Below are 24,601 nucleotides of genomic sequence, written 5' to 3'. Positions count from 1 at the left end.
TCTCCCACGCTCAGGGACTGTGATGGCCACCGTACCGGTGACGGCACTCTGCGGTGCGCACCCGTTCAGGACGGTAATAGTACAGGGCGATTATTGTCATAATTCGGACTAACTCAAGCCCGACACCTGACTTTATGTCAAACCGTCCCGTTTTACCCTCGATCCATCCTGCCCATACGGGGGGAGTTGGGCGAGATAATGTCCCCTTTATTCCCCTCAAGCCCGCTCGCCACGCATTCCTGTGCGGTGAACCTGCCCATGGAGCGGTTTTTTTGGGATAATCCGCCCTCTACCACACCAAAGAGGTCATGATGATGGGATTCGATACGGTTGCACTGCTGCCCCTGGGCGATGCCCTGCAAGGGATGCTGGACCAACTCGCCTGCTGCTGCGATACCGAGCAGTTGCCGCTGCCCCAGGCACTGGATCGGATCCTGGCCCAGGACATCACCTCCCCCCTGTCGGTGCCCCCCTTCGACAATGCCGCCATGGACGGTTACGCCGTGCGCCTGGCCGATCTCGCCGCTGGCGCGCCGCTCAAGGTGGCGGGCAAGGCCTTCGCCGGTCAGCCCTATCAGGGAGAGTGGCCCGCCGGTCATTGCATCCGCATCATGACGGGAGCCCCTGTTCCCACCGGTACCGAGGCGGTCATCATGCAGGAAGAGGCGCAGCTCGAAGGGGAGCTGGTGCGCTTCATCAGCCAGCCGAGACCCGGCCAGAACATCCGCCGTCGTGGCGAAGACATGGCCGAGGGCTCGCAAGTGCTGGCCTCCGGGCTACGCCTCAGCCCCCGCGAGCTGCCACTGCTGGCCTCCTTGGGTATCGCCAGCGTGACGGTGCGCCGCCCGCTCAAGGTAGCCATCTTCAGCACCGGTGATGAACTTAAACCGGTGGGCACCCCGCTTGCCCACGGCGACATCTACGACTCCAATCGCTACGGGGTCAAAGCCATGCTGGCCCGCCTGGGCATAGATTGTCTGGACCTTGGCATCATCCCGGACGATCCCGCGCAGCTTAGGGCCGCCTTCATCAAGGCAGACCATGAGGCCGATGCCCTGATCACCACGGGCGGCGTCTCGGTCGGCGAGGCGGACTTCACCAAGCAGCTGCTCGAAGAGCAGGGCGAAATCGGCTTCTGGAAGCTCGCCATCAAGCCGGGCAAGCCGTTCGCCTTCGGCCGCCTGCCCCATGCCTGGTTCTTCGGCCTGCCGGGCAACCCGGTCTCCGCCATGGTCACCTTCGATCAGCTGGTGCAACCGGCGCTGGCCAAGCTCGCCGGGCAAACCTTCGCCCGCCCGCTGCAGTTGCAGGCCAGGGCCAGCGAACCCCTCAAGAAGGCGCCGGGTCGGCTCGACTTCCAGCGCGGCATCCTGAGCCAGGGACCGAATGGCCTGGAGGTGCGCAGCACAGGATCCCAGGACTCCGGCGTGTTCAGCTCATTGTCGCGGGCAAACTGCTACATAGTGCTGGAACAGGCGCGCGGCAGGGTCTCCGCTGGCGAGACGGTGAACGTCGAGCCCTTCGCGGGACTGCTGTTGTGAGCGAGATCCTCTCGGACGCCGAGCTGCTTCGCTACAACCGCCAGATAGTGCTCAAATCCTTCGACTTCGAGGGGCAGGAGGCGCTCAAGCAGGCCGCCGTGCTGGTGATAGGCGCCGGGGGACTGGGCTGCGCCGCCGCCCAGTATCTCGCGGTGGCCGGGGTCGGTCGGCTGACCCTGGTGGATTTCGACAAGGTGGAGCTCTCCAACCTGCAGCGCCAGGTGCTGCACAACGACGCGCGCATCGGCCAAACCAAGGTGGACTCCGCCGCCGAGTCGCTGCGCGCCCTCAACCCCTGGCTCGAGGTGAAGACCCATGCCGCCGTCGCCGACGAGGCGCTGCTCGATGCCCTGCTGCCCGCTCATCAGCTGGTGCTCGATTGCACCGACAACGTCGCCATCCGCAACCTGCTCAACCAGAAGGCCAGACAACATAAGGTGCCCCTGGTCTCCGGCGCCGCCATCCGGCTGGAGGGGCAGCTGTGCAGCTTCACCTGGCAGGCGGATGAACCCTGCTACGCCTGCCTGAGTTCGCTGTTTGGGGAGCAATCCTTGACCTGCGTCGAGGCCGGGGTGCTGGCCCCCATGGTGGGCCTGGTCGGCAGCCTGCAGGCGCTGGAAGCCATCAAGCTGCTGGCTGGCATGGGCAAGAATTACAGCGGCCGGCTGCTGATGATCGACGGCTTCCAAGGCGGTTTTCGCGAGCTGAAGCTGCCCAAGCGCCCCGACTGCCCGGTCTGCTCGCAACCCGCCTAGCCCTATGATGGCGATGGCCAATCGCCCCAGAGCCTGAATCCCACCAATCAAAAAGCCGAACCCGCGGGTTCGGCTTTTTTATCTGAGCAGCGCAGTGATTCTATACGCAAAAGCTGACTCAGTGGGTGCGCAAGATCCGCTCGAGCAGATGATTGAATCCGGCGGGATCTTCTGCGGGCCAGGCGTGGTGACCTGGCGGGGTATGGATGCTGGCGTTCGGCAGGGCAGCGAATTGTTCCACCCGCTTGGCCAGCGGCAGATAGTCCTGGGTGGTGGAGATGATGGCGACCGGCTGCACTATCTGGCCGAGCCGGGCGCGGGCCGACCAGCCGGGCAAGCCATCGAGCAGGGCCCTGTAGGTCTTCTTCTTGTTGCTGCGCACGAAGCGCTGCCGGAAGGTGCTGCGCACCTGAGCGAGTTCGGGGCCGGGGAAGAGTTCGCGCGCCAGCCACCAGGCGAGCGGACGCATGCCGAACCAGCGCAGCCACTTGAGGCGCATGGCGTGGCGTTCCTGATCCTTGGGGGTCTCCAGCAGACATTCGCTGAAGCCGTTGACCAGCACCAGCCCGCGCACCTTGTGCGGCAGTTGCAGGGCCAGCTCCAGCGCCACCATGGCCCCGAGCGACAGCCCCACCACCCAGGCGGGCTCCGGCTGTTCGTCGAGCCAGCGAGTCACGTCACCGGCCAGGGTGGGCACGTCGAAGGGCCCCTCCTGCATGCTCTGGCCATGGCCGCGCAAGTCCAGCGCCACCACCCGGTAGTGTTCACTGAAGCGTTCTATCTGCGCCTGCCAATCGAGGCTCGAGGAACCGAGCCCGTGCAGCAACAGCAGCAGGGGGCCTTCTCCCGCACTGCGCAGGGCCAGCCCCTGGGATTTCATTACCTGGTTGCGACGCACTCACGCTCTCCCTTTCGGCTCAATGCCTGCCCTGATGATCTGACTGTCGTTGCCTTGATGGGCATGCCCTCTGCGGCCCGACGTCCTTGCAAAACAGGGGCATAACGCCGCCGACCCGGTCCCTAGCGCCTAGCCCTCGCCTACCAGGCTCACCGCCTTGATATAGGCGTAAAGCCGCTGCCCCGGCACGAGCGCGAGCCGCGCGGCGGAGCGGCTGGTGATCCGGGCCAGCAGTATCTGCTGCCCCAGCGCCAACTGCAACAGGGTTTGCCCGGGCCGCAGCTCGCGCACCTCGAGCAAACGGGTCTCGAGGCAGTTGGAGAGGCTGGAGTGCGCTATGGGGGCGGTCGCGATCACCACGTCCCGCCCCGCCACCTTGATCTGCAGGGGGGCGGTCTCATCGGGGGCATGCTCCATGGTGACCATCAGCAGCTGATCCCCGAGCCGCAGGCTCGCCATCTGCTCGGCCGAGTCATAGTGGGCCAGAGTCGCCTCCAGCATGACGCCGGCGTCGTCACGGCTGGCGAGCGACAGATCGGTGCGGGCGAAGATCTCGCTCGGCCGCCCTTGCGCCTCCACCCGGCCTTCCGCCAGCAGCACCAGCTGATCGCACAAGAGGCTCACCTCCTCCATGGCGTGACTGACGAAGATCATCGGCATGCCGCTCTCACGCTGCAGCCCCTTGAGCACATGGGCCTGATGGATGCGGCTGCGCCTGTCCAGCGCCGAGAAGGGCTCATCGAGCAGCAGCAAGTCTGGCTCCGCCAGGAGCGCCCGCCCCAGTGCCACCCGCTGGCGCTGGCCCCCGGAGAGGCCATGGGCAGGCTGACCGAGCAACTCGGCGAACCCGAGCCGCGCGGCCAGTGACTCGGGTTGCCAACGCCCCCTGCCCTTGCGGGCGGCCAGTTGCAGGTTGTCCAGCACCGTCAGATGGGGAAACAACCGTGAGTCCTGAAACACCAGCCCGATGCGACGCTGCTCAGGCAACAGGCCGGCCAGCTCCCGCTCCTGCCAGCGCAGGCCGTCGGTCGGCAAGCGATCGAGCCCCGCCAGGATCCGCAGCAGGGTGCTCTTGCCGCAGCCCGAGGGGCCAAACAGCCCGAGTATGCCGGCAAGGGGCAGCGCCAGATCGCAATCGAGCTCGAATCCACCGAACTGGCGGCGAGCCTTGAGGTGCAGATTCATCCGAACAGCCTCCGTTGCCGACGTTGCAGCACCCCGTAGACCAGCACCAGCATGACGAGGGAGAAGCCCATCAGGCCGCCGGCAAGATAGTGGGCATGTTGATAATCCATGCTCTCAACGTGATCGAACAGGGCGATGGAGAGCACCTGGGTTTCCCCCGGGATGTTGCCCCCTATCATCAACACCACCCCGAATTCCCCCAGGGTGTGAGCGAACCCCAGCGCCGCCGCCATCACGAAGCTCGGCAGCGTCATCGGCAATATGATGTGAAAGAAGCGCTCGAGGGGCCCCAGCCCCAGGGTGGCGGCCGCCTCCAGCTCTTTGTTGCCCATGTTGACGAAGGCGGAGGTGAGCGGCTGTACCACGAAGGGCAGCGAATAGAGGATGGAGGCAAACAGCAGGCCGAGGAAACTGAAGGCAAGGGGGGCGCCGAAGGTCTCTTTCCACCAGGCACCGAAACCGTAGGAGGGGGAGAAGGCGAGCAGCAGATAGAAGCCGAGCACGGTCGGCGGCAGCACCAGCGGCAGCGCCACCAGCGCCTCCACCAGGGGACGAAGGCGATGCTGGCTGCGCGACAGCCACCAGGCGAGCGGCGGTGACAGCAGCAGCAGAATGCCGGTGGTGCTGGCGGCCAGCTTCAGAGTCAGCCAGACCGCCAGCAGATCCCCTTCACTCATAGCGCTTCCTCTCGGGTTGGAATGACAAACGCTGGACCCCGGATGACCAGACGCCGCTTCAGGATCAAGCGACACACCGCGAACAGATCCCCTTCGCTCATAGAGTCTCCTCTCGGATTGGAATGACAAACGCTGGACTCGGGGTGACCAGACGCCGCTTCAGGATCAAACGATACGCCGCGAGCAGATCCGCTTCATTCATCGCCAGCGCCCTCTGCGGGGATGTGCATATCCATGGTTTTCCTCCTTGAGTCAACAAACTGGCCGGCCCAGGGGCCGGCCAGTCATCAGGGGGTCACAGGCTCGCCATCATTGCGGCAGTGCGTAACCCGCGGCCTTGATGGCGCTCTGGCCCGGGCCCTTGAGCCAGGCCACCAGGGCATCCACCGCCTCGCCCTTCTTCAGCACCAGGCCCTGCTGCTCGATGGCGGGATAAAGCGCGTTCGGCACGGCCCAGGCTTCGCCGGTCTTGTCCGCTTCCACCAGGTTGGCCCAGGCGACGAAGCCCATCTCGGCGTTGCCGGTGTCCACGAACTGCCAGGTCTGGCCGATGTTGGTCCCGGTCAACAGGCGATACTGCTTGGGATCGATCTTGAGGTGCGCCAGGGTCGCCATGGCGGCGGCCCCATAGGGAGCAGTTTTCGGGTTGGCGATGGCGAGGTTGCCCTTCCAGTCCCGCAGGGTGGCCTCATCGGGTGCCGGGCCGCCCTTCTTCCACAGGCCCAGCTGGCCGATGGCATAGGTGAAACGCTCGCTGCCCTTGCCCTCTTTCTCCAGCTTCTCGGGTGTGGCCACATCGGCGGAGAGGAAGAGATCGAAGGGGGCGCCGTGGCTTATCTGGGTGTAGAGCACGCCGGTGGCCGCCGAGCTGATAACGACGCTATGGCCGGTCTTGGCGGTGAAGTCCTTGCCGATGCGCTCTATAGTGCCCTTGAAGTTGGCGGCCACGGCGACCTTGACCTCATCGGCCTGTACGGCGGTGGTGTGCAGCGCCGCGGCGCAGATCCCCAGCATGACAACAGATAACAGCGGTTTCATTCCCTTACTCCTGGTTGCGGATCCTTCGTGACCAGATCCTGTTATGGGGTCTATTCCCCTGATTGCCAGCGGGCCGCGGCGGCGTCATCGCTCTCCTTGGCCTCGACCCAGCGCTGAATCCCCTCGGCGGTCAGCTCTTTTTTCCAGAACGGCGCCCGGGTCTTCAAAAAATCCATGATGAAGTGGCAGGCCTCGAAGGCCGCATCGCGATGGGCGCTGCTCACCGCCACCAGCACTATCTGATCGCCGAGCAGCAATTCGCCGATGCGGTGGATCAGGGTGCACTCTTGCAGCGGCCAGCGACGGCGCGCCTCGGCAACAATATCCGCCAGCGCCTTCTCGGTCATGCCGGGGTAGTGCTCGAGGGCCAGCCCCTTGACCTGCTTCCCCTGATTGAAGTCGCGCACCTTGCCGACGAAGGTGACGATGGCCCCTGTGTCGTGACGGGTGGCGAGCCGCTCGTACTCTTCACCGAGGGAGAAGTCGGCCCGCTGCACCAGAATGCGGTCGGCGGCGTCATTGCGCATCTCGTGGGACATGGCTCAGCCTCCGGTCACGGGGGGGAAGAAAGCCACCTCGTCGCCATCGGCCAGCGCCGTATCCAGAGGCACCAGGGTCTGGTTCACCGCCACCAGCAGCTTGCCCGCCTCGAGCGCCAGCGCCCACTTGTCACCGCGCTCACATAAGGCACTGCGCAGCTGCTCGGCGTTCGCATATTCGCAAGGGAGGCTGAGCTCGTCACAATCGACCAGCTCTCTGACCTGGGCAAAGAACAGTACCTTGATCATGCTGGCTCCTCGGGGTTATCCAACGAGCTGGTCAGCTGGAAGTGGCCGGACTTGCCGCCCTTTTTCTCCACCAGTCGCAGCTGCTCGATCACCATGTCTTTTTGCACCGCCTTGCACATGTCGTAGATGGTGAGCGCCGCCACCGAGGCGGCGGTCAGGGCTTCCATCTCCACCCCGGTCTTGCCGGAGAGTTTGCAGAGGGTGCGAATATGGACCCTATTGTCCTCGGGCTGGGGGCTAATCTCTACCTCCACCTTGGTGAGGGCCAGCGGATGGCAGAGCGGAATGAGGTCGGCGGTCTTCTTGGCCGCCATGATGCCGGCGATGCGGGCGGTGGCGAACACGTCCCCCTTGTGGTGTTGACCGCTCAGGATCAGCGCCAGGGTCGCAGGCGCCATGGTCACGAAGGCCTCGGCGCGGGCCTCGCGCGAGGTAGACTGTTTGTCGGTCACATCCACCATATGAGCTTCACCGCTCTGGTTGAGATGGGTCAGGTTCATCACTGTTCCCCTGCTTGAGAGCTGGAATAAATGGCGCATGCTGACACGCGCCGCGATTCAAAGATGGGAGACAAAGTTGCACGGCTTGGTGCGGGCATCGAGCTGCTCCCGGATCAACTGCTCCCAGCCGAGCTGGCAGGCGCCGGTGGAGCCAGGCAGACAGAAGATGAGGGTGCGATTGGCGAGCCCCGCCAGGGCCCGGCTCTGCATCGCAGATCCCTTGATCTCGGCAAAGGAGAGTTGACGGAACATCTCGCCAAAGCCCTGCACGGTACGCTCGAACAACACCCCCACCGCCTCGGGTACCCGGTTCTGCTCGTTGAAGCCGGTGCCGCCGTTGACCAGCACCACCTGCACCGCCTCGTCGGCGATCCAGTCGCTGACCTGGGCCCGCACCCGGAACAGGTTGTCGGCGCACAGCGCCCGATCGGCGAGGTGATGCCCGGCCTCGGTCAGGGCTGATACCAGATAATCCCCCGAGCTGTCGTCGGCGGCGGTGCGGCTGTCGGAGACCGTCAGTACGGCGATCTTGAGGGGGATGAATTCGCTGTTTTTTGATGCCATCAGGACATTTCCTGTCAATCAATGACCATGAGAGGAGAAGGGATGAACGCTGCTGCCCGGCCAGATATCCGCCGGCCACGCCGGTTGTGAATGCACAGGGGCACGGGCGCCGCATTACCGGGGACGGATTCTATCAAAAGTTGGCGGGAAGAGGGGGTTAATGAGCCCATAAAGATGAAATGCCACCGGGCCGGCAAGGGCCGGCGCGATGGCATTGGTGCTTAGAAGCCTTTCACGCCCGTCATGTCGGGCAATTGGTGCGCTATGCCCTTGTGGCAGTCGATACAGGTACTCTCCCCGCTCGCCAGACTGGTGGAGTGCATCTGGGCACCCCGCTTGCCTTGCAAGGAGAAGTCCATGTATTCGAAGTTGTGACAGTTGCGGCACTCCCTCGAATCCGTGTCCTTCATGCGCTGCCACTCCCGCTCGGCCATCTCGCGGCGATGGGATTCGAACTTCTCGCGGGTATCCACCTTGCCGGTCAGCATGCCCCACAGCTCCTTGGAGGCCTGCACCTTGCGAATGATCTTGTAGGTCCACTCGTGCGGTACGTGGCAATCCGGGCAACTGGCACGCACGCCGGAGCGGTTGGCATAGTGAATGGTGTCGCGGTACTCCACGAACACGTTGTCCTTCATCTCATGACAACCGGTACAGAACTTCTCGGTGTTTGAGGCTTCCATGGCGGTGTTGAAACCGCCCCAGAAGATGACCCCGCCAAAGAAGCCCATCATCAGCAGCACCCAGAGGGCCGCCTTGGAGGGAGACTTGAAGGTGGTCCAGAGTCGCTGCACAAAACCAGGTAATTTCATCTGTGGATTCCTCAGTTCGGTGCTTCGTTCAAGGGAAACTTGAAAGTGTTCCAGAGATGTTGCGCAAAGCCGGGTAATTTCATCTATGGACTCCTTAGTTCAGTGCTTCGACGGGCTTGAAAGTATTCCCGACCAGCGGCTTGGCATCCGCTTGCGGCACGTGGCACTGCAGGCAGAAGTAGCGACGGGGCGAGACCTCGCCCAGCGTCATGCCGTCACGGGTCTCGAAGTGAGTCGGGCTGATCTTGGGGGCTTTCATGGCACTGGCGTTCTTGAAGCTGTGACAGGCCAGACATTTGTTGACCTTGTTATCCACCTCGTAGTTGCGGATATCGTGGGGGATCAGCGGAGGCTGATGCATGTACTGGCGATCATAGATGTCACCGTCCTTGCGAAAGTTCTTCAGCGGCGCGGGATCGGCCTCGGTCGCGAGATCCGTGCTTCCTCGCTCCGACTTGATGCCCCCCGTGCTGTTGGTGACCTCGGGGACTGCCGCCATCAAGGAACCCGCCATCAGGCAAGCCAGCATTGCTCCAATCAGCTTTTTCATTATGTGTTCTCCGACATTGTCTCTGCCTTGACGGCAAAACCTACAGTGATTTCAAAAACTTGCTCCGCGCAGACATCGATGCAACGGCCGCAATTTGTGCACTCCTGAGCCGCAATCAAGGGCCCGTGACCGCGCCTGGCACCGTGAACCGGGCCGCGCAGGATGGGACGCTCAGGGCAGACCGCATAACAATCCATGCAGTTGCTGCAACGCTCACGCCCCCTGGCTGATATCTTGATAAATCCAACCCGGTTGACCAGGGCATAGAAGGCCCCCACCGGACAGAGATGGCCACACCAGCCCCGCTCCACCACGAAAAGGTCGAACAGGAACAAGGCCACCAGCAAACCCCAACCCGCCCCCATGCCAAACAGCAGGCCGCGCACGCCGAGGGAAACCGGGTTGACCAGCTCCCACACCAGCACACCGGTGACGGCCGGGGCGATCAGCACCATGGCCAGCAACCAGTAGCGGGTGTTGCGACTGAACTGGCCGTTGCCCTTGAGGCCGAGCCGGGCCCGTAACCAGGCCGCCGCATCGGTGACGAGGTTGACCGGGCAGACCCAGGAGCAGAACACCCGCCCCCCGACCAACCAGTACCCGAGCAGCACTATGGCCGCCCCGAGCCACAGGGTGGCGAGAGGCCAGTGGCCCGCCGCGACCGATTGCAGCAGGGTGAGCGGATCCGCCAGCGGCACCGTCTCCAGCAGCAGGGAACTCGAGAGATTCCCCTTGAGGATCCAGAGATCCGCCAGCGGCCCCAGCAAGAACAGGCCCAGCACGCCGAACTGGCTCAGGCGCCGCAGCAGCAGGAAGCGGTGTGACCGCCACCAGCCGAGCCGAGCCCTCGCCTCCTGTCCCGGGTAGCCGCTCATGATCCCTCCGGGGTACGGGTCGGCAGGCTGAGCCGCTCACCGATGAGGGACTTGCCCGCCTTGCGCTTCTCTTCCCAGCCGAGCCGGTAATGATGACCGAGCTCCCCCTTGGCAAGCCCGCGGGGCACCACCTTGATGGCCGCCGTCTCCAGCACGCAGGCATGCTCGCACTTGCCACAACCGGTGCAGACATCGCTGTGCACCGTGGGCAGAAACATGGCGTGCTTGCCGGTGCGCGGGTTGCGCTGCAGCTCGAGGGTGATCGCCTTGTCGATCAAGGGGCAGACCCGATAACAGACATCGCAGCGCAGGCCCAGATAGTTGAGGCAGGTCTCGTGATCGATGAGCACCGCCACCCCCATCCGCGCCTGATCGATGTCGGTCATGGCCGAGTCCAGCGCCCCGCTCGGGCAAGCCACCACACAGGGGATGTCTTCACACATCTCGCAGGGCACGGCCCGTGCCTCGAAATAGGGGGTGCCCGTGGTCACGGGGTCGAGCAGCCTGGCGAGTTTCAGGGTGTCGTAGGGACAAGCCTCAACGCAGAGCCCGCAGCGTACGCAGGCGCCGAGAAACTCGGCCTCCGTCAGCGCCGCTGGCGGTCGCAGTGCCTGGGCAGGCACGGCTTGCGCCTGCTGCCGGGCCACTGTGCCGAGCCCTGCGCCAAGCAGACCCACTGAGCAGGCCCCCTTGGCGAGATCGGTCAGGAACTGGCGACGGCTGCGACTCATCCCCCGCGCCCCGCCTTAGGCCTTCATGACCTTGACGGCGCACTTCTTGTAATCCGTCTCCTTGGAGAGCGGATCCGTGGCGTCCAGGGTCAGCTTGTTGACCAGCTGGCTCGCATCGAAGAAGGGCATGAATACCAGGCCTTTGGGCGGACGGTTACGACCGCGGGTCTCGACACGGGTCTTCACCTCGCCGCGACGGGAGGCGACGATCACCTCTTCCCCACGACGCACGCCACGGGCCTTGGCATCTTCCGGGTGCATGAACAGCACCGCATCCGGGAAGGCGCGATAGAGCTCGGGCACGCGGCGGGTCATGGAGCCTGTGTGCCAGTGCTCCAGCACCCGGCCGGTGGAGAGCCACATGTCGTATTCCTTGTCCGGCGCTTCGGCGGCCGGCTCATAGGGCAGCGCGAAGATCACCGCCTTGCCATCGGGCTTGCCGTAGAAACGCACGCCCTCGCCCGCCTTCACATAAGGATCGAAACCTTCGCGATAGCGCCACAGGGTCTCCTTGCCGTCCACCACGGGCCAGCGCAGACCGCGCGCCTCGTGATACTGATCGAACGGCGCCAGATCGTGACCGTGACCGCGACCGAAGCTGGCGTATTCCTCGAACAGCCCCTTCTGGACGTAGAAGCCGAAGTGCTCGGCCTCGTCGTTCAGCACGCCCTTGCTCTGCTCTTTCGGGAACTGATCGACCTGACCGTTCTTGTAGAGCACCTCATAGAGGGTCTTGCCCTTGAGCTCCGGTTGCTTGGCGATAAGCTCTGCCGGCCACACCTCGTCCACGGTGAAGCGCTTGGAGAATTCCATCAGCTGCCACAAGTCGGACTTGGCCCCTTCCGGCGCCTTGACCTGCTGGTGCCAGAACTGGGTGCGGCGCTCGGCGTTGCCATAGGCCCCCTCTTTCTCCACCCACATGGCGGTGGGCAGGATGAGATCGGCAGCCTGGGCGGTGACGGTCGGGTACGGATCGGACACCACGATGAAGTTGGCCGGGTTGCGATAACCGGGCAGCCCCTCCTCGTTCATGTTCGGACCGGCCTGCATGTTGTTGTTGCACATCACCCAGTAGGCGTTGAGCTTGCCGTCTTTGAGCATGCGGCTCTGCAGCACGGCGTGATAACCCACCTTGTCCGGGATGGTGCCTTCCGGCAGTTTCCAGATCTTCTCGGCGATGGCGCGGTGCTTGGGCTCGGTCACCACCATGTCGGCGGGCAGACGGTGGGCGAAGGTGCCCACTTCCCGGGCGGTACCACAGGCGGACGGTTGGCCGGTCAGGGAGAAGGGACCGCTGCCCGGGGTGGAGATCTTGCCGGTCAGCAGGTGGATGTTGTAGCAGAGGTTGTTGGCCCAGACGCCACGGGTGTGCTGGTTGAAGCCCATGGTCCAGTAGGAGACCACCTTCTTGCTCGGATCGGCATAAAGTTGCGCCAGTTTTTCCAGCTTGTCCTTGGAGACGCCGGAGAGCTTGGAAACCGACTCAACGTCGTAATCTGCCACGAATTTCGCGAAGTCATCGAAGCTCATGGGGGTGGATTCGCCGCTGTCCGGGTTCTTCGCCTGCTGTTGCAGCGGGTTGGTCGGACGCAGGCCGTAGCCGATGTCGGTGACGCCCTTGCGGAACTGGGTGTGCTTGTTGACGAACTCCCAGTTCACCTTGTCGTTCTGGATGATGTAGTTGGCGACGTAGTTGAGGATCGCGAGATCGGTCTGCGGCGTGAACACCATGCCGTTGTCGGCGAGCTCGAAGCTGCGATGCTCGAAGGTGGAGAGCACATGCACCTGCACGTCCGGATTGGAGAGGCGGCGATCGGACATCCGGGACCAGAGGATGGGGTGCATCTCGGCCATGTTGGAGCCCCACAGCACGAAGGCGTCGGCCTGCTCGATGTCGTCGTAGCAGCCCATGGGCTCATCCATGCCGAAGGTGCGCATGAAGCCGACCACGGCCGAGGCCATGCAGTGACGGGCGTTGGGATCCAGGTTGTTGGAGCGGAAACCGGCCTTCATCAACTTGGAAGCGGCGTAACCTTCCCACACCGTCCACTGGCCGGAGCCGAACATGCCGACGGCGGTCGGGCCTTTCTCTTTGAGGGTGGCCTTGAACTTCTCGGCCATGATGTCGAACGCCTGATCCCAGCTGATGGGGGCGAAGTCACCGTTCTTGTCGAACTTGCCGTTGGTCATGCGCAGCATGGGCTGGGTCAGCCTGTCCTGGCCGTACATGATCTTCGACAGGAAGTAACCCTTGATGCAGTTGAGGCCGCGGTTGACCGGGGCATCGGGATCGCCCTGGGTCGCCACGACACGGCCAGCCTGGGAGCCCACCAGCACTGAGCAGCCGGTGCCGCAGAAGCGGCAGGGCGCCTTGTCCCAGGTGATGGCAGTCTTGTCGGTGCTGGTAATAAGGTTCGCCGCCAGGGTGGGGGCACTGACTCCGGCCACGGCAGCGGCTGCCGCCACCGCATTGGCCTTCATAAAGTCGCGTCGACTCAGCTTCATGACATATCCTCGCATTGCTTAATCACATCAATGACAGCCATTGTCACGAGCCGCGCTGGCTCAGCGTCATGGCGCTTTATTGCTTTCTTCGGGCATCGCGAACCTCGCGGCCCAAGCCTAATGGCGCTATTCCCTGCCCTCGGCTTCGACTTCATCATCAAACTGGTGGTAGATCAGGGCGGCAGAGAGCACGCCCGGCATGGCATTGATCGCATCAATGGCCGCCATGATGGGGCGCTGGCTGGGCCCTTCCAGGGTCACCACCAGCTTGCCTTCGTCGCTGACGGCGTGGATCTCGGCCCCCTCGAGGGCGGCGATCTGCTCGGCGAGCCGGTGACGCAGTGGGGGCTGGGTCAACACCACCAGGCTGGATACGTGGAACTCTGCTCGGTTCATATTATTTTCCAACTTGCTCATCGCTTGCTTCCTGTCGGCGTGTCGTCATGGCGAACTCCGATCCTGATGCTGCCTACCGGACAATCCGCAACGCAGGCGCCGCAGCCATTGCACAGCTCGCTATCAACGCTGGGGGTAGGGACTCGTCCCAGCTGGGGGAAAAAACGGATCGCCTGCAGCTCACAACTGTCCTGGCAACGCTGGCAGAAGACCTGGGCACTGGCCAGGCAGCCCGCTTCAATATGGGCCACATAATCCCACGGCGCCTGGGTGGTCGGCCGGAATATCGGCGCCTGGCAGGCGGTCACACAGTCGGTGCAGAAGGTGCACTCGCCGCGCAGAAAATCCACCGTCGGGAAGCCACCGTCCCCCTTGACCAGGATCTGCTCGGGGCAGGCCGCCAGGCAGTCACCACAACGGGTGCAATCGGCCACAAAGCCGGCCCAGGAGACAGACCAGGGCAGCTGTACCTCGGGTCTGGGCGCACTCAGTCGTCCTCGAAACAGACCGCGGCGTGACAGGTTGACCCCATCCGGCATATCGACTCCTTTTTTCAGGGACAGAACACGAGAGCGAATACAGTGATTGGTATTTTTAATACCTATTAGAAGCGTGGGTGTATATTGCGACTCTGACAAGTCCAGTGATATACCACTAGGGAGATAAACAGGGGGGATTCTTGCGCTGGATCAAACCCTTGGCGCAATAAGCAGCAATCGGGGCAAACCAAATTACCCCTATGGGAGGATTGCTTATTAATCGGTGGCTATTTTTGTGCGGGAGATCAACATCTCAGCCACCGATGGAGGCGAGGTGGGGAGTCATGCCGGCATTGCCGTCGTGCAGACGGTGGGTGGCGGCCTTGCCGGTGAGGGCATGGCGGATCCGTTGTTGCAGCTCATCTTGCTGGGCATCCCTGTCCAGCAGATCCCGCAGCTCCACGCCATAGTCGCCAAACAGACACAGATGCAGCTTGCCTACGGAGGAGACCCGCAGCCGGTTACAGCCGGCACAGAAGTCCTTGCTGTAGGGCATGATAAGCCCCACCCCACCCCGCGACTCAGGATGCATAAACACCTGGGCCGGGCCGTCATCCACCCCGCGCAGTTGCTGAACCCAGCCACTGCCGAGCAGCTGCTCCTTGATGAGCTCACCGCTGGTGTGGTGATCACGAAACAGGTTGTCCATCTCCCCGGTCTGCATCAGCTCGATGAAGCGCAATTCGATAGGCTTATCTTTTATCCAGGCCAGAAACACATCCAGCTGATGATCGTTGAGTCCCTTGAGCAACACCGCATTGATCTTCACCGACTTGAAGCCGGCAGCCAGCGCAGCTTCAATGCCTTCCATCACCTCCGCCAGCTTGTTCTCGCCGGTGATCTGGTGAAACTGGCGGGGATCCAGACTGTCGACGCTGACATTGAGGGCGGTGAGGCCGGCATCGAACCACTCCCGTGCCCGCTCCTTGAGGCGATAGCCATTGGTGGTCATGGCCACCTTCTCGATCCCGGGCGTATTGGCCACGGTCTCGATGATGGCGGTGAAATCACGGCGCAGGGACGGCTCGCCGCCGGTCAGGCGCACCTTGCGGGTGCCCATGGCGGCAAAACCTGACACGACACGGCGGATCTCCTCCAGGGAGAGAAACGATTTTCGTCCCTCATTCCCTGCCGGAGGGCGGTAGCCGTCGGGTAAGCAGTAGGTACAACGGAAATTGCACACGTCGGTGACAGACAGGCGCAAATAGTAAAAACGACGGGAAAAACCATCTTCAAGTGGCAACATAAACACCTTTCCAAATACGGGAGGCCAGGGCATTTCTTTCCTGACCCTTACAGCTCGAACATCGGCTGACGGCTGTTTCCCCCTATCTCAAGGACTTAGGCAAAACAGCTCGGAGTTCATCTAGTTTTTCGATGCTAGCACAAGTTGGAGTACACTCCCATGCTACTTTGTGGGGTTATTATCTGATCCGAGGGAATCCAATCGGTATGGGAAAGTGGTTCAAAGTGCACTCGGTCAGCAGCGCCATCGGCCGCTCCATGGTGCTGATCCTGTTCATGGCGAGTCTGATCGCCGTCGTCGCCATGGTCACCCTGTTCTATTCGGTACCCGATGCCAAGGCCATCAACCTGTCCGGCTCCCTGCGGATGCAAGCCTATCGCATGGCCTACGAGATAGAGCAGGGTCAGGTCGTGCTCGGACGGCTCGCACAGTTCGAACAGACCCTGCATGCCCGTGAGCTGCAAGAGACCCAGCGCTGGATCACCCCCGCCTCCCTGCGCCGTACCTATGGCGAGGTCCTGCTGCAATGGCAAGTGATGCGCGAGCACATCGAGAATGCGACGCCCAGGCGTTACACCGACAACACCGAGCAGTTTGTCGCCGCCATCGATGACTTCGTCAACCAGATGCAGTATCACGTCGAATTCAAGGTACGCATGCTGGCCCTGGCAGAAGGGCTGGGCCTGCTCTCCATCATCACCATCGCCTGGTTCACGGTGCGCTTCACCCGCCAGCAGGTGGTCGCCCCGCTCAATCAGCTGGTCTATTGTGCCCGCCAGATCCAGCGTCAGGAGTTCGATCTGACCCTCCCCCCCCACTGTGATAACGAGCTGGGGGAGCTGTCGGGCGCCTTTGCCACCATGGCAGACGAGCTCGGCAAGCTCTACCGGGAGCTCGGCAGCAAGGTCGAGGAGAAGACCGCCAAGCTGCAACAGGCCAACGACACCCTCTCCTTCCTCTATTCAACCGCCCAGAAGTTGCATGCGGCGCCGCTGAGTCGACGCACCCTGCAAAAGCTGCTGGAGCGGGCCGCAGCCCATCAACACATCGATTACATCCGGCTGACCCGCTTCGAGCACAATGCCATGCCGGTCTACATCACGGGGCGACAGGGCTGGCCGGGCGATCTGGAGACTGTGGTGAGTTTCTATCTGCAGATGGACGATCAGGAGTACGGACGGCTCGACATGATAAGCGATCACCCCATCGACGAGCGGCTGATGAAGAACTTCTCCATGCTGCTGGCCCAGGTGCTGCACAAGGATCAGACCCTGCTGCAACACCAGCGCCTGCTGCTGATGGAGGAGCGCGCCGTCATCGCCCGCGAGCTGCACGACTCCCTGGCCCAGGCGCTCTCCTACCTCAAGATCCAGTCCACCCTGCTCAAGCGTTCCGTCGCCAAGGGCGATCATGGCAAGGCCGAGGCTGCCATGCAGCAGATCGACGAGGGGCTCAGCAACGCCTATACCCAACTGCGCGAATTGCTCGGCACCTTCCGCCTCAGCATTGGTGACGCCAATCTGGGGGAGGCCATCTCCGTCATGCTGGATCAGCTCAAACCCCAGACCGGTGCCGAGATAAGGCTCCAATACAGCCTGTCCGATACCGATCTTGAGGCCGGACAGCACATCCATATCCTGCAGCTGATCCGTGAGGCAGTGCTCAATGCCATCAAACATGCGGGCGCACAGCTGATTGAGGTTAGCTGTGAGACCCTCGCTGATGGTAACATTCAGGTTCAGATTTCAGATGATGGTGTCGGAATTGGGAGCGCGAGCTCCGCGGTCAATCACTACGGTCTTAGCATCATGAACGAGCGCTCCAGCAAGTTGCACGGCCAGCTGGCCATCAGTGAGCTGCCGTCCGGAGGCACCCGTGTACACCTGACCTTTCCCACCAGCCTAACAAGAGACGCCTGATGGACGAGATGAAATATAGTGTTCTGGTCGTGGATGACCATCCCCTGATGCGCAAAGGGATTGTGCAACTGTTGGAGTTGGAAGATAACCTCGAGGTGATAGGTGAGGCCTCCAACGGGACTGATGCAGTGGCCATGGCCAAGGAGTCCGAACCGGATCTTATTCTGCTCGATCTCAACATGAAGGGCCTGTCCGGTCTCGATACCCTCAAGGCACTGCGGGCCGAGGAAGTCACCTCCCGGGTGGTGATCCTGACCGTCTCCGATGCCCGACAAGACGTGGTTGCCCTGCTCAAGGCCGGTGCCGATGGCTATCTGCTCAAAGACACCGAGCCCGATATGCTGCTGGGGCAACTGGCCGATGTCATGACCGGCAAGCAGATCCTGAGCGAGCCGCTGCGCCCCTATCTGGAAAACATCTACGAGCTGGATCACCTGCAGCAGAAGCTCGAGAGCCTGACCCGACGCGAGATGCAGATCCTGCGCGAAATTGCCAAGGGACTCTCCAACAAGCAGGTCGCCTCCGTGCTTCACATCTCCGAAGGAACCGTCAAGGTTCACGTCAAGAGCCTGCTCAAGAAGCTCGAAGCCCAGAGTCGGGTAGAAGCCGCCGTCATGTATCTGGAGCAGCGCAACTAAGCGCACACCAGGCAGAGCTCAGCAGGCTGTATCAATGCCCACATCAGGCCCCGTCACCTCGGGGCCTTTTGCTGGATGCGACACCAAAGCCTCGCCTTCAGATAAGCCCGACACCGGGGCGCATGAAATAATCTCATCTCGCCACATCTTATTGAGTTATTGCATTATTATGTTCATGCGACCACAGATGGGGAACGGGTAACATGACTACCGCACAGATCGAACTGGTACAGAAGGCATGGGGCAAGGTCACGGCACTAAATACCAGCTACGTGCTGGAGGTGTATGAGGAGTTGTTCCGACAGTCGCCAGAATTGATCAACCTCTTTCCCGATCCTTCGGGAATGCCGATCGCCAAGGTATCAGAGACCCTGAACACGGTGATCACCAGCCTGGAGCAACTGGATGCCCTGGGTTTCATCATCAGGGATCTCGGTCGCAGGCATCAAAAGTTCAACGTGCAGCCACACCAGTTTGCACTGTTGAAGCAGGCGCTGACGACGGTACTGGCACGGCGCTTGGGGGAGAGCTTCAAACCCGAACTGGCCGAAGCCTGGTCACAAATGTATGACGAGATCTCCACCTTGATGCAGGAAGGGCTCAATCAGCGCACCACATCACTCGCCTGACTCACATTGACCATCACTCCGTATGGTCCTTTCTCCCATCGAACGGATAACGACAGCCAGGCATTTTGCGGTAAGTGCATTTGCAATATGCAAACGATGCCCCATTCTGCAGACGGGGCATGTTCGAGCCCCTTAAAACTCATCTGTATCCCACCACGGATCATCGTGAAACCAAAAAATATTGGCCCAATAACCAATTGATTTTAAATACAAATTAATATCAATTCTCCTTCAATGGCTCCGACGGACCGTTTTCTCCATCCTCTGGCACAGTCACTGCATTGTCATATTCAGATGCGACTTATTCGGAGGATGGAACATGAAACTTCAACCCTTGGCACTGTTCCCCTTGCCCTCACACATACTGCCGGGCGGAAAACTCCCCCTGCGCCTGTTCGAGCCGCGCCACCTGCAGATGCTCAAGGAGTCGTTCATCGACGACCGAGGCTTTGGCATCGTCATGGAAGAGACGACCAGCACGGGTGCGTGCGGACGGATCCTGCCGGTTGGTACCCGGGTCAAGGTGACGGATTTTTATACCCTCAACGATGGCCTGCTCGGGGTCACTGTGCTCGGTCTGGAACGATTTTCCATTCACGAAATGGAGACTGACGAGACAGGTTTGCGCCATGCCCGGGTAGAAACACTGCCCAACTGGCCGAGTGCCCACTCGAATTTCAGCGACAAGCAATTGGTAAGCAGATTGAGGGAGGTATTTGAACAATATCCTGAACTGGATGAGCTCTATCCGGACAAGCAGTTTGACGATGCGGCATGGCTCTGCCAACGCTGGCTCGAGATCCTGCCCATGCCGATTTATGAAAAGCAGATGCTGATTGCCAAACAAAACAGTGAAGCGGCGCGCCAGTTCTTGCGCCGACTGATCGCACAGTGAGTCAATGTGTGTTTTGCAAAATGCGAAAAATCTTATAATGAAAACACCGATTTCGCATTTTGCAACGAGCAGATGACGATAAATAAGTCATCACTCAGCTACACGCCACAAAAACAGGGTATTAAAAGTTGGCACGGATTTTTCATATAGAAGTGTACAACCCGATTTATCCCGTGCTCTCTTCAGTATTTGCTGAAGAATTGGTCAACCACCAGGTTGACCATTTTTTTATCTGAAATCCGCTCAGCTGGCCCCACAATGACGTAACAGACAGTTGCGCAGGCGCATCAGGCTGATGGGTTTGGCCAGAAAATCATTCATCCCCTGCCCCAGGCAACGCGCCCTGTCCTCCGTCATCGCATTGGCCGTCAAGGCCACTATCGGCACCTCACACCCCATTTCACGCAAGCGACGGGTCGCCTCCAACCCATCCATCTGCGGCATTCGCATGTCCATCAGTATAAGGTCGGGTCGTCGCTCGCCGACCTGCGCCAACGCCTCCAGGCCATTGGCCGCCAATCTCACTTGGCACGCCAGTTTCTGCAGCATGAGCGATACCACCAGCTGATTGACCGGGCTGTCCTCCACCACCAGTACATCCAGATCCAGCATGGAGAGTTCATTGTTGGCTGGACTGGCAAGCTCGGCGCCAGGCGCCGCCATGCCGGGCAGCTCGAACCAGAAGCAACTGCCTTGCCCAAGGCGGCTTTGCAGGCAAATCTCGCCCCCCATCAATTGCACCAACCGCCGGCTGATGGCAAGCCCGAGCCCGGATCCCGAGAAGCGGCGGGTGGCCGAGCTGTCGACCTGATAAAACGGTTCGAACAACAACGCCTGATCCTCGGGCGAGATGCCTATCCCCGTGTCGGTCACCGAGACCCTCAGCCGTTCATCCTGCCACCCCAGCGCCAGCTGCACCTGACCGGCGGCGGTAAACTTCACCGCGTTGCCGAGCAGGTTGCCGATCACCTGGGATAAACGGACTGCGTCACCCTGCAACTGACTCGGCAAGCTCTCATCCAGTAGCCAATGCAACCGGATGCCCTTGGCGTGAGCTTGTTCCTGCAAGGGCTCCACCAACGCCTGACACAGCCGGGCGGGTTGAAACGGTTCGCAGTGCAGTGCCAGGGTGTGAGATTCAATCTTCGAGAAGTCGAGCACATCATCGATGATGGTTTGCAGCAGATGTGCCGAGTGGGTGGCATGGCCTAGCAAGGCCTGCTGCGGCGTCTCGAGCCGCCCATATTGCAGCAGATCCAGCATCCCAAGCACCGCATTCATGGGAGAGCGGATCTCGTGGGTCATCATGGCCAGAAACTGTGACTTGGCGCGGTTGGCCGTCTCGGCCTCGTCCCTCGCGCGTGCCAGCTCCTGCTCCCGGCGGATCTGATTGCCTATCTCCCGGGCCGTGCCCCGATAACCGATGAAGGTGCCGCTGGTATCGAAACAAGGTTCGGCGTTGATCTCCATCCAGCAGGGCCCGCTGGCCAGGGTCACCTGGGCGCGTATCGCCCGTACGGGCAGATGGCGAGTGATCAGGTGCCGGTACTTGCACCACTCGGGATCCTGTTTGTCCTGGGCAAAGTCATGGAGGCTGCGACCGGTTTGGCGGATGAGCACCTCCCCCTGGTAGCCCGGGGCTGACACATAGCTGAGTCGATGCTCGGGATCCGTCTCCCAGAACCAGTCGGACGCCATCGCGGCGAAACTGCGAAAGCGCTGCTCGCTCGCCTGCAGCGCCAGGGTCTTGAGGTCGACCTGCTCTTGCAGGCGGGCCCGATAGGCGATGTTGACCAACGCCTGGGAAATAAGGGGGCGACAACGCTGCATCGCCGCCTTGCTCTTGAGATCGAAGGTGCCCGTCGCACCATGGCGGCAGATGAGGACGCCGGAGAAACCGGGAGCCTGCAGACCCGTCATCATGACGCTGGCCCAGCCCGCAGTGCCCGCCAGGGGGGCGAGTTCCGGCAACTGGGTCGGATCATAGATGACCAGGGTTTCTCCTGCGATGGCGCGGGAGAAGAGAGGCGTCAGCGACCAGGGGCGCCCCACCTCGTCGGGCTGAGTGCTCAGATGGGTGGTACCGTTCGCGACGCCCCAGGCCACCACATCCGCCTGTTCGAAGCCGATGAAAGGCTTGAGCGCCAGGATGAGGCTATCCAGCACCTGCTCCAGGCTCTGGGCCTCTGCCAGTGTCGCCACTCCGCACAGCAAGGCTTGCGACTCCTGGCGGTATTTAGCCTCCCGCTCCCGACAACGCACCAGCTCCACCAGGGTGGTCTGCAGCTTGTCACCCAGCGCTTCGAGTTCGCTATTGCCTATCATCTTGTGTTCGGTACCTTATCAACTATCGAGGAAGATGACGCTCGACACCATGAGGTTGCCATGGGCCAGCTCACCATGGGGCAAACGTCCCTGCTCGCCGAAGGTAAAGGCAGTAATGAAGGGGATCTCCCCCAACCTGTCACGAAACTGGTCGACGACATCGTTCAGACTCTCTCCCAATGCCAGCCGACAGCCGGCGCAGAAGACCACCAGCGCCCCGAAAGGCTGCACGTTGCCCACCATGCCATATTCAGGCTCGATCCGCACCGCGTTCAGGCTACGCTGCAACAAGCCTTCCTGGCTGCTGTGCATCAATTGCAAGCGCTCCCCCAGCCGGGTCTCGGTAAAGAGGCGCAACCCTTCCCGCTCGGTCACGGCCTCGGGATGAGAAAGTTTGTAGTAAGGCATGTCATCGAGCATGCCGACCTGACGGGCCAGCGGGGAGAGGGTGGTCTCCCTCAGGATGGGGCCCACCCGCCAGGGTGCCTCGCGCTCGGTCCAGCGGGCATACACCCGGGCCGCCGGCTCGTGATCTATGGTCAGCACCTCGCGCCCATCGAGCGCGGTGATGATGCCATGCCGCTCGGTGGGCACATAACCGGAATGAAACTGGAAGGCCAACTGACAATCCGGATAGAGCACAGCCAGCACGCACCCCTGCTGACCCTCTCCCTCACTCCAGCACAACTGCCAGTCACCGGTCACTCCATCATCTGCCGCCGAGCCGCCGACGACGGGAACCGTCGCGCCGAACTCTGCCTCGATCCCCGCCAACATGGCCTCTTCCAGCCCAGGGCTGGTATGCAGCAGGATGAGTTGCGGTAACTCGCCCGGGCGGCCACCATCGGCGATGGCGCTGCGCAGCAACTGGCGCACATCCGGCGTCGCTCCAATCTGACCCGCCACACCGTAGTCCCCCCTGTCGTCATAGAGTGCGGCAACGGCCAGGCTCCAGCCAAGCCGGGCATGGTAGCCGGCCTGGGTCAGGATCCCGCCGCAGGAGCTGCAGCCCAGCAGGCGGGCATCGGGAAAGTGGGCCTTGAGCGCATGCCGCAGTACCGCAGCATCGTGAGCTTGGGTAAAATAGACCAGCAACAATGAAGGAGAGCGAGGTGATTGAGCGAGCAGCCGTTCAGCTATCTGTTGGGCGGCCAGCAATGTCGTCTCTGCAAGAGAGTGAGCCGTCAGGAAGTTCAACACCATCTCCTCGTGGTATGTGATGCTGCTAGTAAGCAAAAATCATACCCTTATCAAACAATTACCTGGCTGCGTTGACTAGAATGATACTCACTGGCCTCCCACAGGATGACTGCATGTGGCAGAAAAATATCACTCACTTTGACCGGGTCGTCGCCATCGGCGGCGGACACGGCATGGGTCGGGTACTCTCTTCCCTCTCGTTTTTAGGGCCCAGGCTGACCGGCATCGTCACCACGACGGATGACGGCGGTTCGACCGGACGCCTGCGCAAGAGCCAGGAGTGCATTGCCTGGGGAGATCTGCGCAACTGCCTCAATCAGCTGGTGACCGACCCCGGCATCGGCAGCCTGCTGTTCGAATACCGCTTCACGGGCCGTGGCGAGCTGGCGGGCCACAATCTCGGCAACCTGATGCTGCTAGCCCTCGACAATCTCTGTGTCCGTCCCCTCGATGCCATCAGGCTCATCAGCGACATGCTGAAGATAGAGCCTCAGCTACTGCCCATGTCCGAACATCCCACCGATCTGTGCGCCCACACCCTGTGCGGCGACCAGATCCTGGGGGAAGTCTCCATCGATCGGCTCACCACGCCTCCCCGCGCCTTGAGCTTGAACCCGGCAGTGCCGGCCACCAGGGAAGCCGTCGAGGCCCTGGCTCATGCCGACATCATCATTCTGGGGCCAGGTAGCTTCCTCACCTCCGTCATGCCTCCCCTGCTGCTCTGTGACATCGCCGAGGCCATCCGCAACAGCGGGGCCATCGTCGTCTTCATCGGTAATCTGGTAGCAGAAGAGGGACCCGCCGGTCAGCTAACGCTGCTTAACCAGTATCGCTGGCTGGAGGAGAGGATCGGCAGCGGTCGGGTCGATGCCATCCTGGCCCCCGAAGGCCCAGCCATTCCCGAGCTGGCCCATTGTCTTATCCAGGCCAGTCTGGGTGAGGTTGCCCTGCCCCATAGACACGATCGCCTCAAACTCAAGCAGGCGCTGGACGAAGTGATCCAGCGCTGGCACATCGCCCGCGACAAGGCGGGGTAAATCCGCCCACAAGCTCAGTGATAGCGGGCCAGATGGGAAAAAACCTGCGGCAGGGAATGCTCGAGTTGGGCCAGCCGCTGGCCGGCGTCTTCTGCATCTTCCCGCCGGCAAGCGAGCTCCAGCGCTATCACCTGTCGGTAGCTGGGCTCGGCACCATAACTGCCGCATGAAGATTTCATGCTGTGGGCAAGGCGTGCAAGGGCGGTCCAGTCCCGCTGCTCAAACAGCGGCCTGAGCTGGGCAAGTTGCGCCCCCACCTCCTCGACAAAGACCGAGATGACCACTGGCATCATCTCGTGACCTATGTCCTCTGCCAATTGTCGCAGCACCTTCTGATCCAGCCACTCCATCTTTTTTT

Annotated in this window: 26 protein-coding genes and 1 riboswitch; of the genes, 7 read left to right on the top strand and 19 right to left on the bottom strand. The window is 61.7% G+C overall.

All coding sequences use genetic code 11. The features are described 5' to 3' along the window. The first annotated feature begins 314 nt into the window (after positions 1-314). Both moeA and moeB read left to right on the top strand, forming a co-directional pair. The gene (moeA, locus tag MM194_RS05310; protein WP_033129399.1) at positions 315-1,541 is read left to right on the top strand and encodes a molybdopterin molybdotransferase MoeA; all 1,227 of its coding nucleotides are present in this window, start codon (positions 315-317) and stop codon (positions 1,539-1,541) included. Then, positions 1,538-2,296 (top strand): molybdopterin-synthase adenylyltransferase MoeB, encoded by a 759-nt coding sequence (gene moeB / locus MM194_RS05305; protein WP_241342945.1) that lies wholly within the window; start codon positions 1,538-1,540, stop codon positions 2,294-2,296. The genes moeA and moeB overlap by 4 nt, the downstream gene beginning before the upstream one ends. Before the next feature lie 118 nt (positions 2,297-2,414). Here moeB and MM194_RS05300 read toward each other — a convergent pair whose 3' ends face one another. The 16 genes from MM194_RS05300 to moaA all read right to left on the bottom strand — a co-directional run bounded on the left by MM194_RS05300 (position 2,415) and on the right by moaA (position 15,600). Continuing rightward, entirely contained in the window at positions 2,415-3,194 is a 780-nt protein-coding gene (locus MM194_RS05300; protein ID WP_241342944.1) for an alpha/beta hydrolase, read from the bottom strand. Between the two features lie 129 nt (positions 3,195-3,323). Beyond that, on the bottom strand, positions 3,324-4,379 hold the full coding sequence (gene modC / locus MM194_RS05295) for a molybdenum ABC transporter ATP-binding protein (protein ID WP_241342943.1): 1,056 nt from the start codon (positions 4,377-4,379) through the stop codon (positions 3,324-3,326). Then, a complete protein-coding gene (gene modB / locus MM194_RS05290; RefSeq protein ID WP_033129372.1) occupies positions 4,376-5,056 on the bottom strand; it encodes a molybdate ABC transporter permease subunit in 681 nt (226 codons plus the stop codon). Before modB ends, modC begins: the two co-directional genes overlap by 4 nt. Before the next feature lie 309 nt (positions 5,057-5,365). After that, on the bottom strand, positions 5,366-6,094 hold the full coding sequence (gene modA, locus MM194_RS05285; protein ID WP_033129371.1) for a molybdate ABC transporter substrate-binding protein: 729 nt from the start codon (positions 6,092-6,094) through the stop codon (positions 5,366-5,368). A 50-nt stretch (positions 6,095-6,144) separates the two neighbouring features. Further along, the gene (moaE, locus tag MM194_RS05280; protein WP_241342999.1) at positions 6,145-6,621 is read right to left on the bottom strand and encodes a molybdopterin synthase catalytic subunit MoaE; all 477 of its coding nucleotides are present in this window, start codon (positions 6,619-6,621) and stop codon (positions 6,145-6,147) included. Positions 6,622-6,636: 15 nt separating this feature from the next. Further along, positions 6,637-6,882, bottom strand: a complete 246-nt coding sequence (gene moaD / locus MM194_RS05275) for a molybdopterin synthase sulfur carrier subunit (protein WP_033129370.1) — start codon at positions 6,880-6,882, stop codon at positions 6,637-6,639. After that, on the bottom strand, positions 6,879-7,382 hold the full coding sequence (gene moaC, locus MM194_RS05270; RefSeq protein WP_241342942.1) for a cyclic pyranopterin monophosphate synthase MoaC: 504 nt from the start codon (positions 7,380-7,382) through the stop codon (positions 6,879-6,881). The genes moaD and moaC overlap by 4 nt, the downstream gene beginning before the upstream one ends. A 57-nt stretch (positions 7,383-7,439) precedes the next feature. Continuing rightward, positions 7,440-7,946, bottom strand: a complete 507-nt coding sequence (gene moaB, locus MM194_RS05265; protein WP_033129368.1) for a molybdenum cofactor biosynthesis protein B — start codon at positions 7,944-7,946, stop codon at positions 7,440-7,442. A 221-nt stretch (positions 7,947-8,167) separates the two neighbouring features. Beyond that, the gene (locus MM194_RS05260; protein WP_033129367.1) at positions 8,168-8,758 is read right to left on the bottom strand and encodes a cytochrome c3 family protein; all 591 of its coding nucleotides are present in this window, start codon (positions 8,756-8,758) and stop codon (positions 8,168-8,170) included. Between the two features lie 94 nt (positions 8,759-8,852). After that, complete coding sequence (locus MM194_RS05255; protein WP_033129366.1) at positions 8,853-9,308, bottom strand: nitrate reductase cytochrome c-type subunit; 456 nt, start codon at positions 9,306-9,308, stop codon at positions 8,853-8,855. Next, complete coding sequence (gene napH / locus MM194_RS05250) at positions 9,308-10,183, bottom strand: quinol dehydrogenase ferredoxin subunit NapH (RefSeq protein ID WP_033129365.1); 876 nt, start codon at positions 10,181-10,183, stop codon at positions 9,308-9,310. Before napH ends, MM194_RS05255 begins: the two co-directional genes overlap by 1 nt. After that, the gene (gene napG / locus MM194_RS05245) at positions 10,180-10,914 is read right to left on the bottom strand and encodes a ferredoxin-type protein NapG (protein ID WP_033129364.1); all 735 of its coding nucleotides are present in this window, start codon (positions 10,912-10,914) and stop codon (positions 10,180-10,182) included. The genes napH and napG overlap by 4 nt, the downstream gene beginning before the upstream one ends. A 15-nt stretch (positions 10,915-10,929) precedes the next feature. Further along, entirely contained in the window at positions 10,930-13,419 is a 2,490-nt protein-coding gene (gene napA, locus MM194_RS05240; protein ID WP_241342941.1) for a nitrate reductase catalytic subunit NapA, read from the bottom strand. A 126-nt stretch (positions 13,420-13,545) separates the two neighbouring features. Continuing rightward, positions 13,546-13,836, bottom strand: a complete 291-nt coding sequence (locus tag MM194_RS05235; RefSeq protein WP_241342940.1) for a chaperone NapD — start codon at positions 13,834-13,836, stop codon at positions 13,546-13,548. After that, positions 13,833-14,354, bottom strand: coding sequence for a ferredoxin-type protein NapF (gene napF / locus MM194_RS05230; protein WP_241342939.1), 522 nt, complete (start codon positions 14,352-14,354; stop codon positions 13,833-13,835). The genes MM194_RS05235 and napF overlap by 4 nt, the downstream gene beginning before the upstream one ends. 253 nt (positions 14,355-14,607) lie before the next feature. Further along, entirely contained in the window at positions 14,608-15,600 is a 993-nt protein-coding gene (moaA, locus tag MM194_RS05225; protein ID WP_241342938.1) for a GTP 3',8-cyclase MoaA, read from the bottom strand. Then, positions 15,588-15,727, bottom strand: a riboswitch (molybdenum cofactor riboswitch). It overlaps the preceding gene by 13 nt. Before the next feature lie 79 nt (positions 15,728-15,806). Here moaA and narQ point away from each other — a divergent pair. From narQ to MM194_RS05205, 4 genes are all read left to right on the top strand, one after another. Then, on the top strand, positions 15,807-17,519 hold the full coding sequence (gene narQ / locus MM194_RS05220; RefSeq protein WP_241342937.1) for a nitrate/nitrite two-component system sensor histidine kinase NarQ: 1,713 nt from the start codon (positions 15,807-15,809) through the stop codon (positions 17,517-17,519). Next, positions 17,519-18,157: a two-component system response regulator NarL gene (narL, locus tag MM194_RS05215; RefSeq protein WP_033129359.1), complete on the top strand. Its 639-nt coding sequence runs from the start codon at positions 17,519-17,521 to the stop codon at positions 18,155-18,157. Before narQ ends, narL begins: the two co-directional genes overlap by 1 nt. Before the next feature lie 203 nt (positions 18,158-18,360). After that, on the top strand, positions 18,361-18,786 hold the full coding sequence (locus MM194_RS05210; RefSeq protein WP_033129358.1) for a globin domain-containing protein: 426 nt from the start codon (positions 18,361-18,363) through the stop codon (positions 18,784-18,786). 319 nt (positions 18,787-19,105) lie between these two features. Then, complete coding sequence (locus MM194_RS05205; protein ID WP_241342936.1) at positions 19,106-19,681, top strand: LON peptidase substrate-binding domain-containing protein; 576 nt, start codon at positions 19,106-19,108, stop codon at positions 19,679-19,681. A 243-nt stretch (positions 19,682-19,924) separates the two neighbouring features. Here MM194_RS05205 and MM194_RS05200 read toward each other — a convergent pair whose 3' ends face one another. Beyond that, entirely contained in the window at positions 19,925-22,006 is a 2,082-nt protein-coding gene (locus MM194_RS05200; protein ID WP_241342935.1) for an ATP-binding protein, read from the bottom strand. An 18-nt stretch (positions 22,007-22,024) separates the two neighbouring features. Then, on the bottom strand, positions 22,025-23,209 hold the full coding sequence (locus tag MM194_RS05195) for an FIST N-terminal domain-containing protein (RefSeq protein ID WP_241342998.1): 1,185 nt from the start codon (positions 23,207-23,209) through the stop codon (positions 22,025-22,027). A 110-nt stretch (positions 23,210-23,319) separates the two neighbouring features. Here MM194_RS05195 and yvcK point away from each other — a divergent pair, with 110 nt between their 5' ends. Continuing rightward, entirely contained in the window at positions 23,320-24,243 is a 924-nt protein-coding gene (gene yvcK, locus MM194_RS05190) for a uridine diphosphate-N-acetylglucosamine-binding protein YvcK (RefSeq protein ID WP_033129354.1), read from the top strand. A gap of 14 nt (positions 24,244-24,257) precedes the next feature. On the opposite strand, the gene MM194_RS05185 is transcribed toward yvcK, so the two are convergent. After that, entirely contained in the window at positions 24,258-24,593 is a 336-nt protein-coding gene (locus MM194_RS05185; RefSeq protein ID WP_241342932.1) for an Hpt domain-containing protein, read from the bottom strand. Between the last annotated feature and the right edge of the window lie 8 nt (positions 24,594-24,601).

Source organism: Aeromonas sp. MR16 (assembly GCF_022549315.1).
GTDB classification, from domain to species: Bacteria; Pseudomonadota; Gammaproteobacteria; order Enterobacterales; family Aeromonadaceae; genus Aeromonas; species Aeromonas aquatica.
The sequence above is the reverse complement of the archived record's forward strand: the minus strand, read 5'-3'. Positions and strand labels throughout refer to the sequence as shown.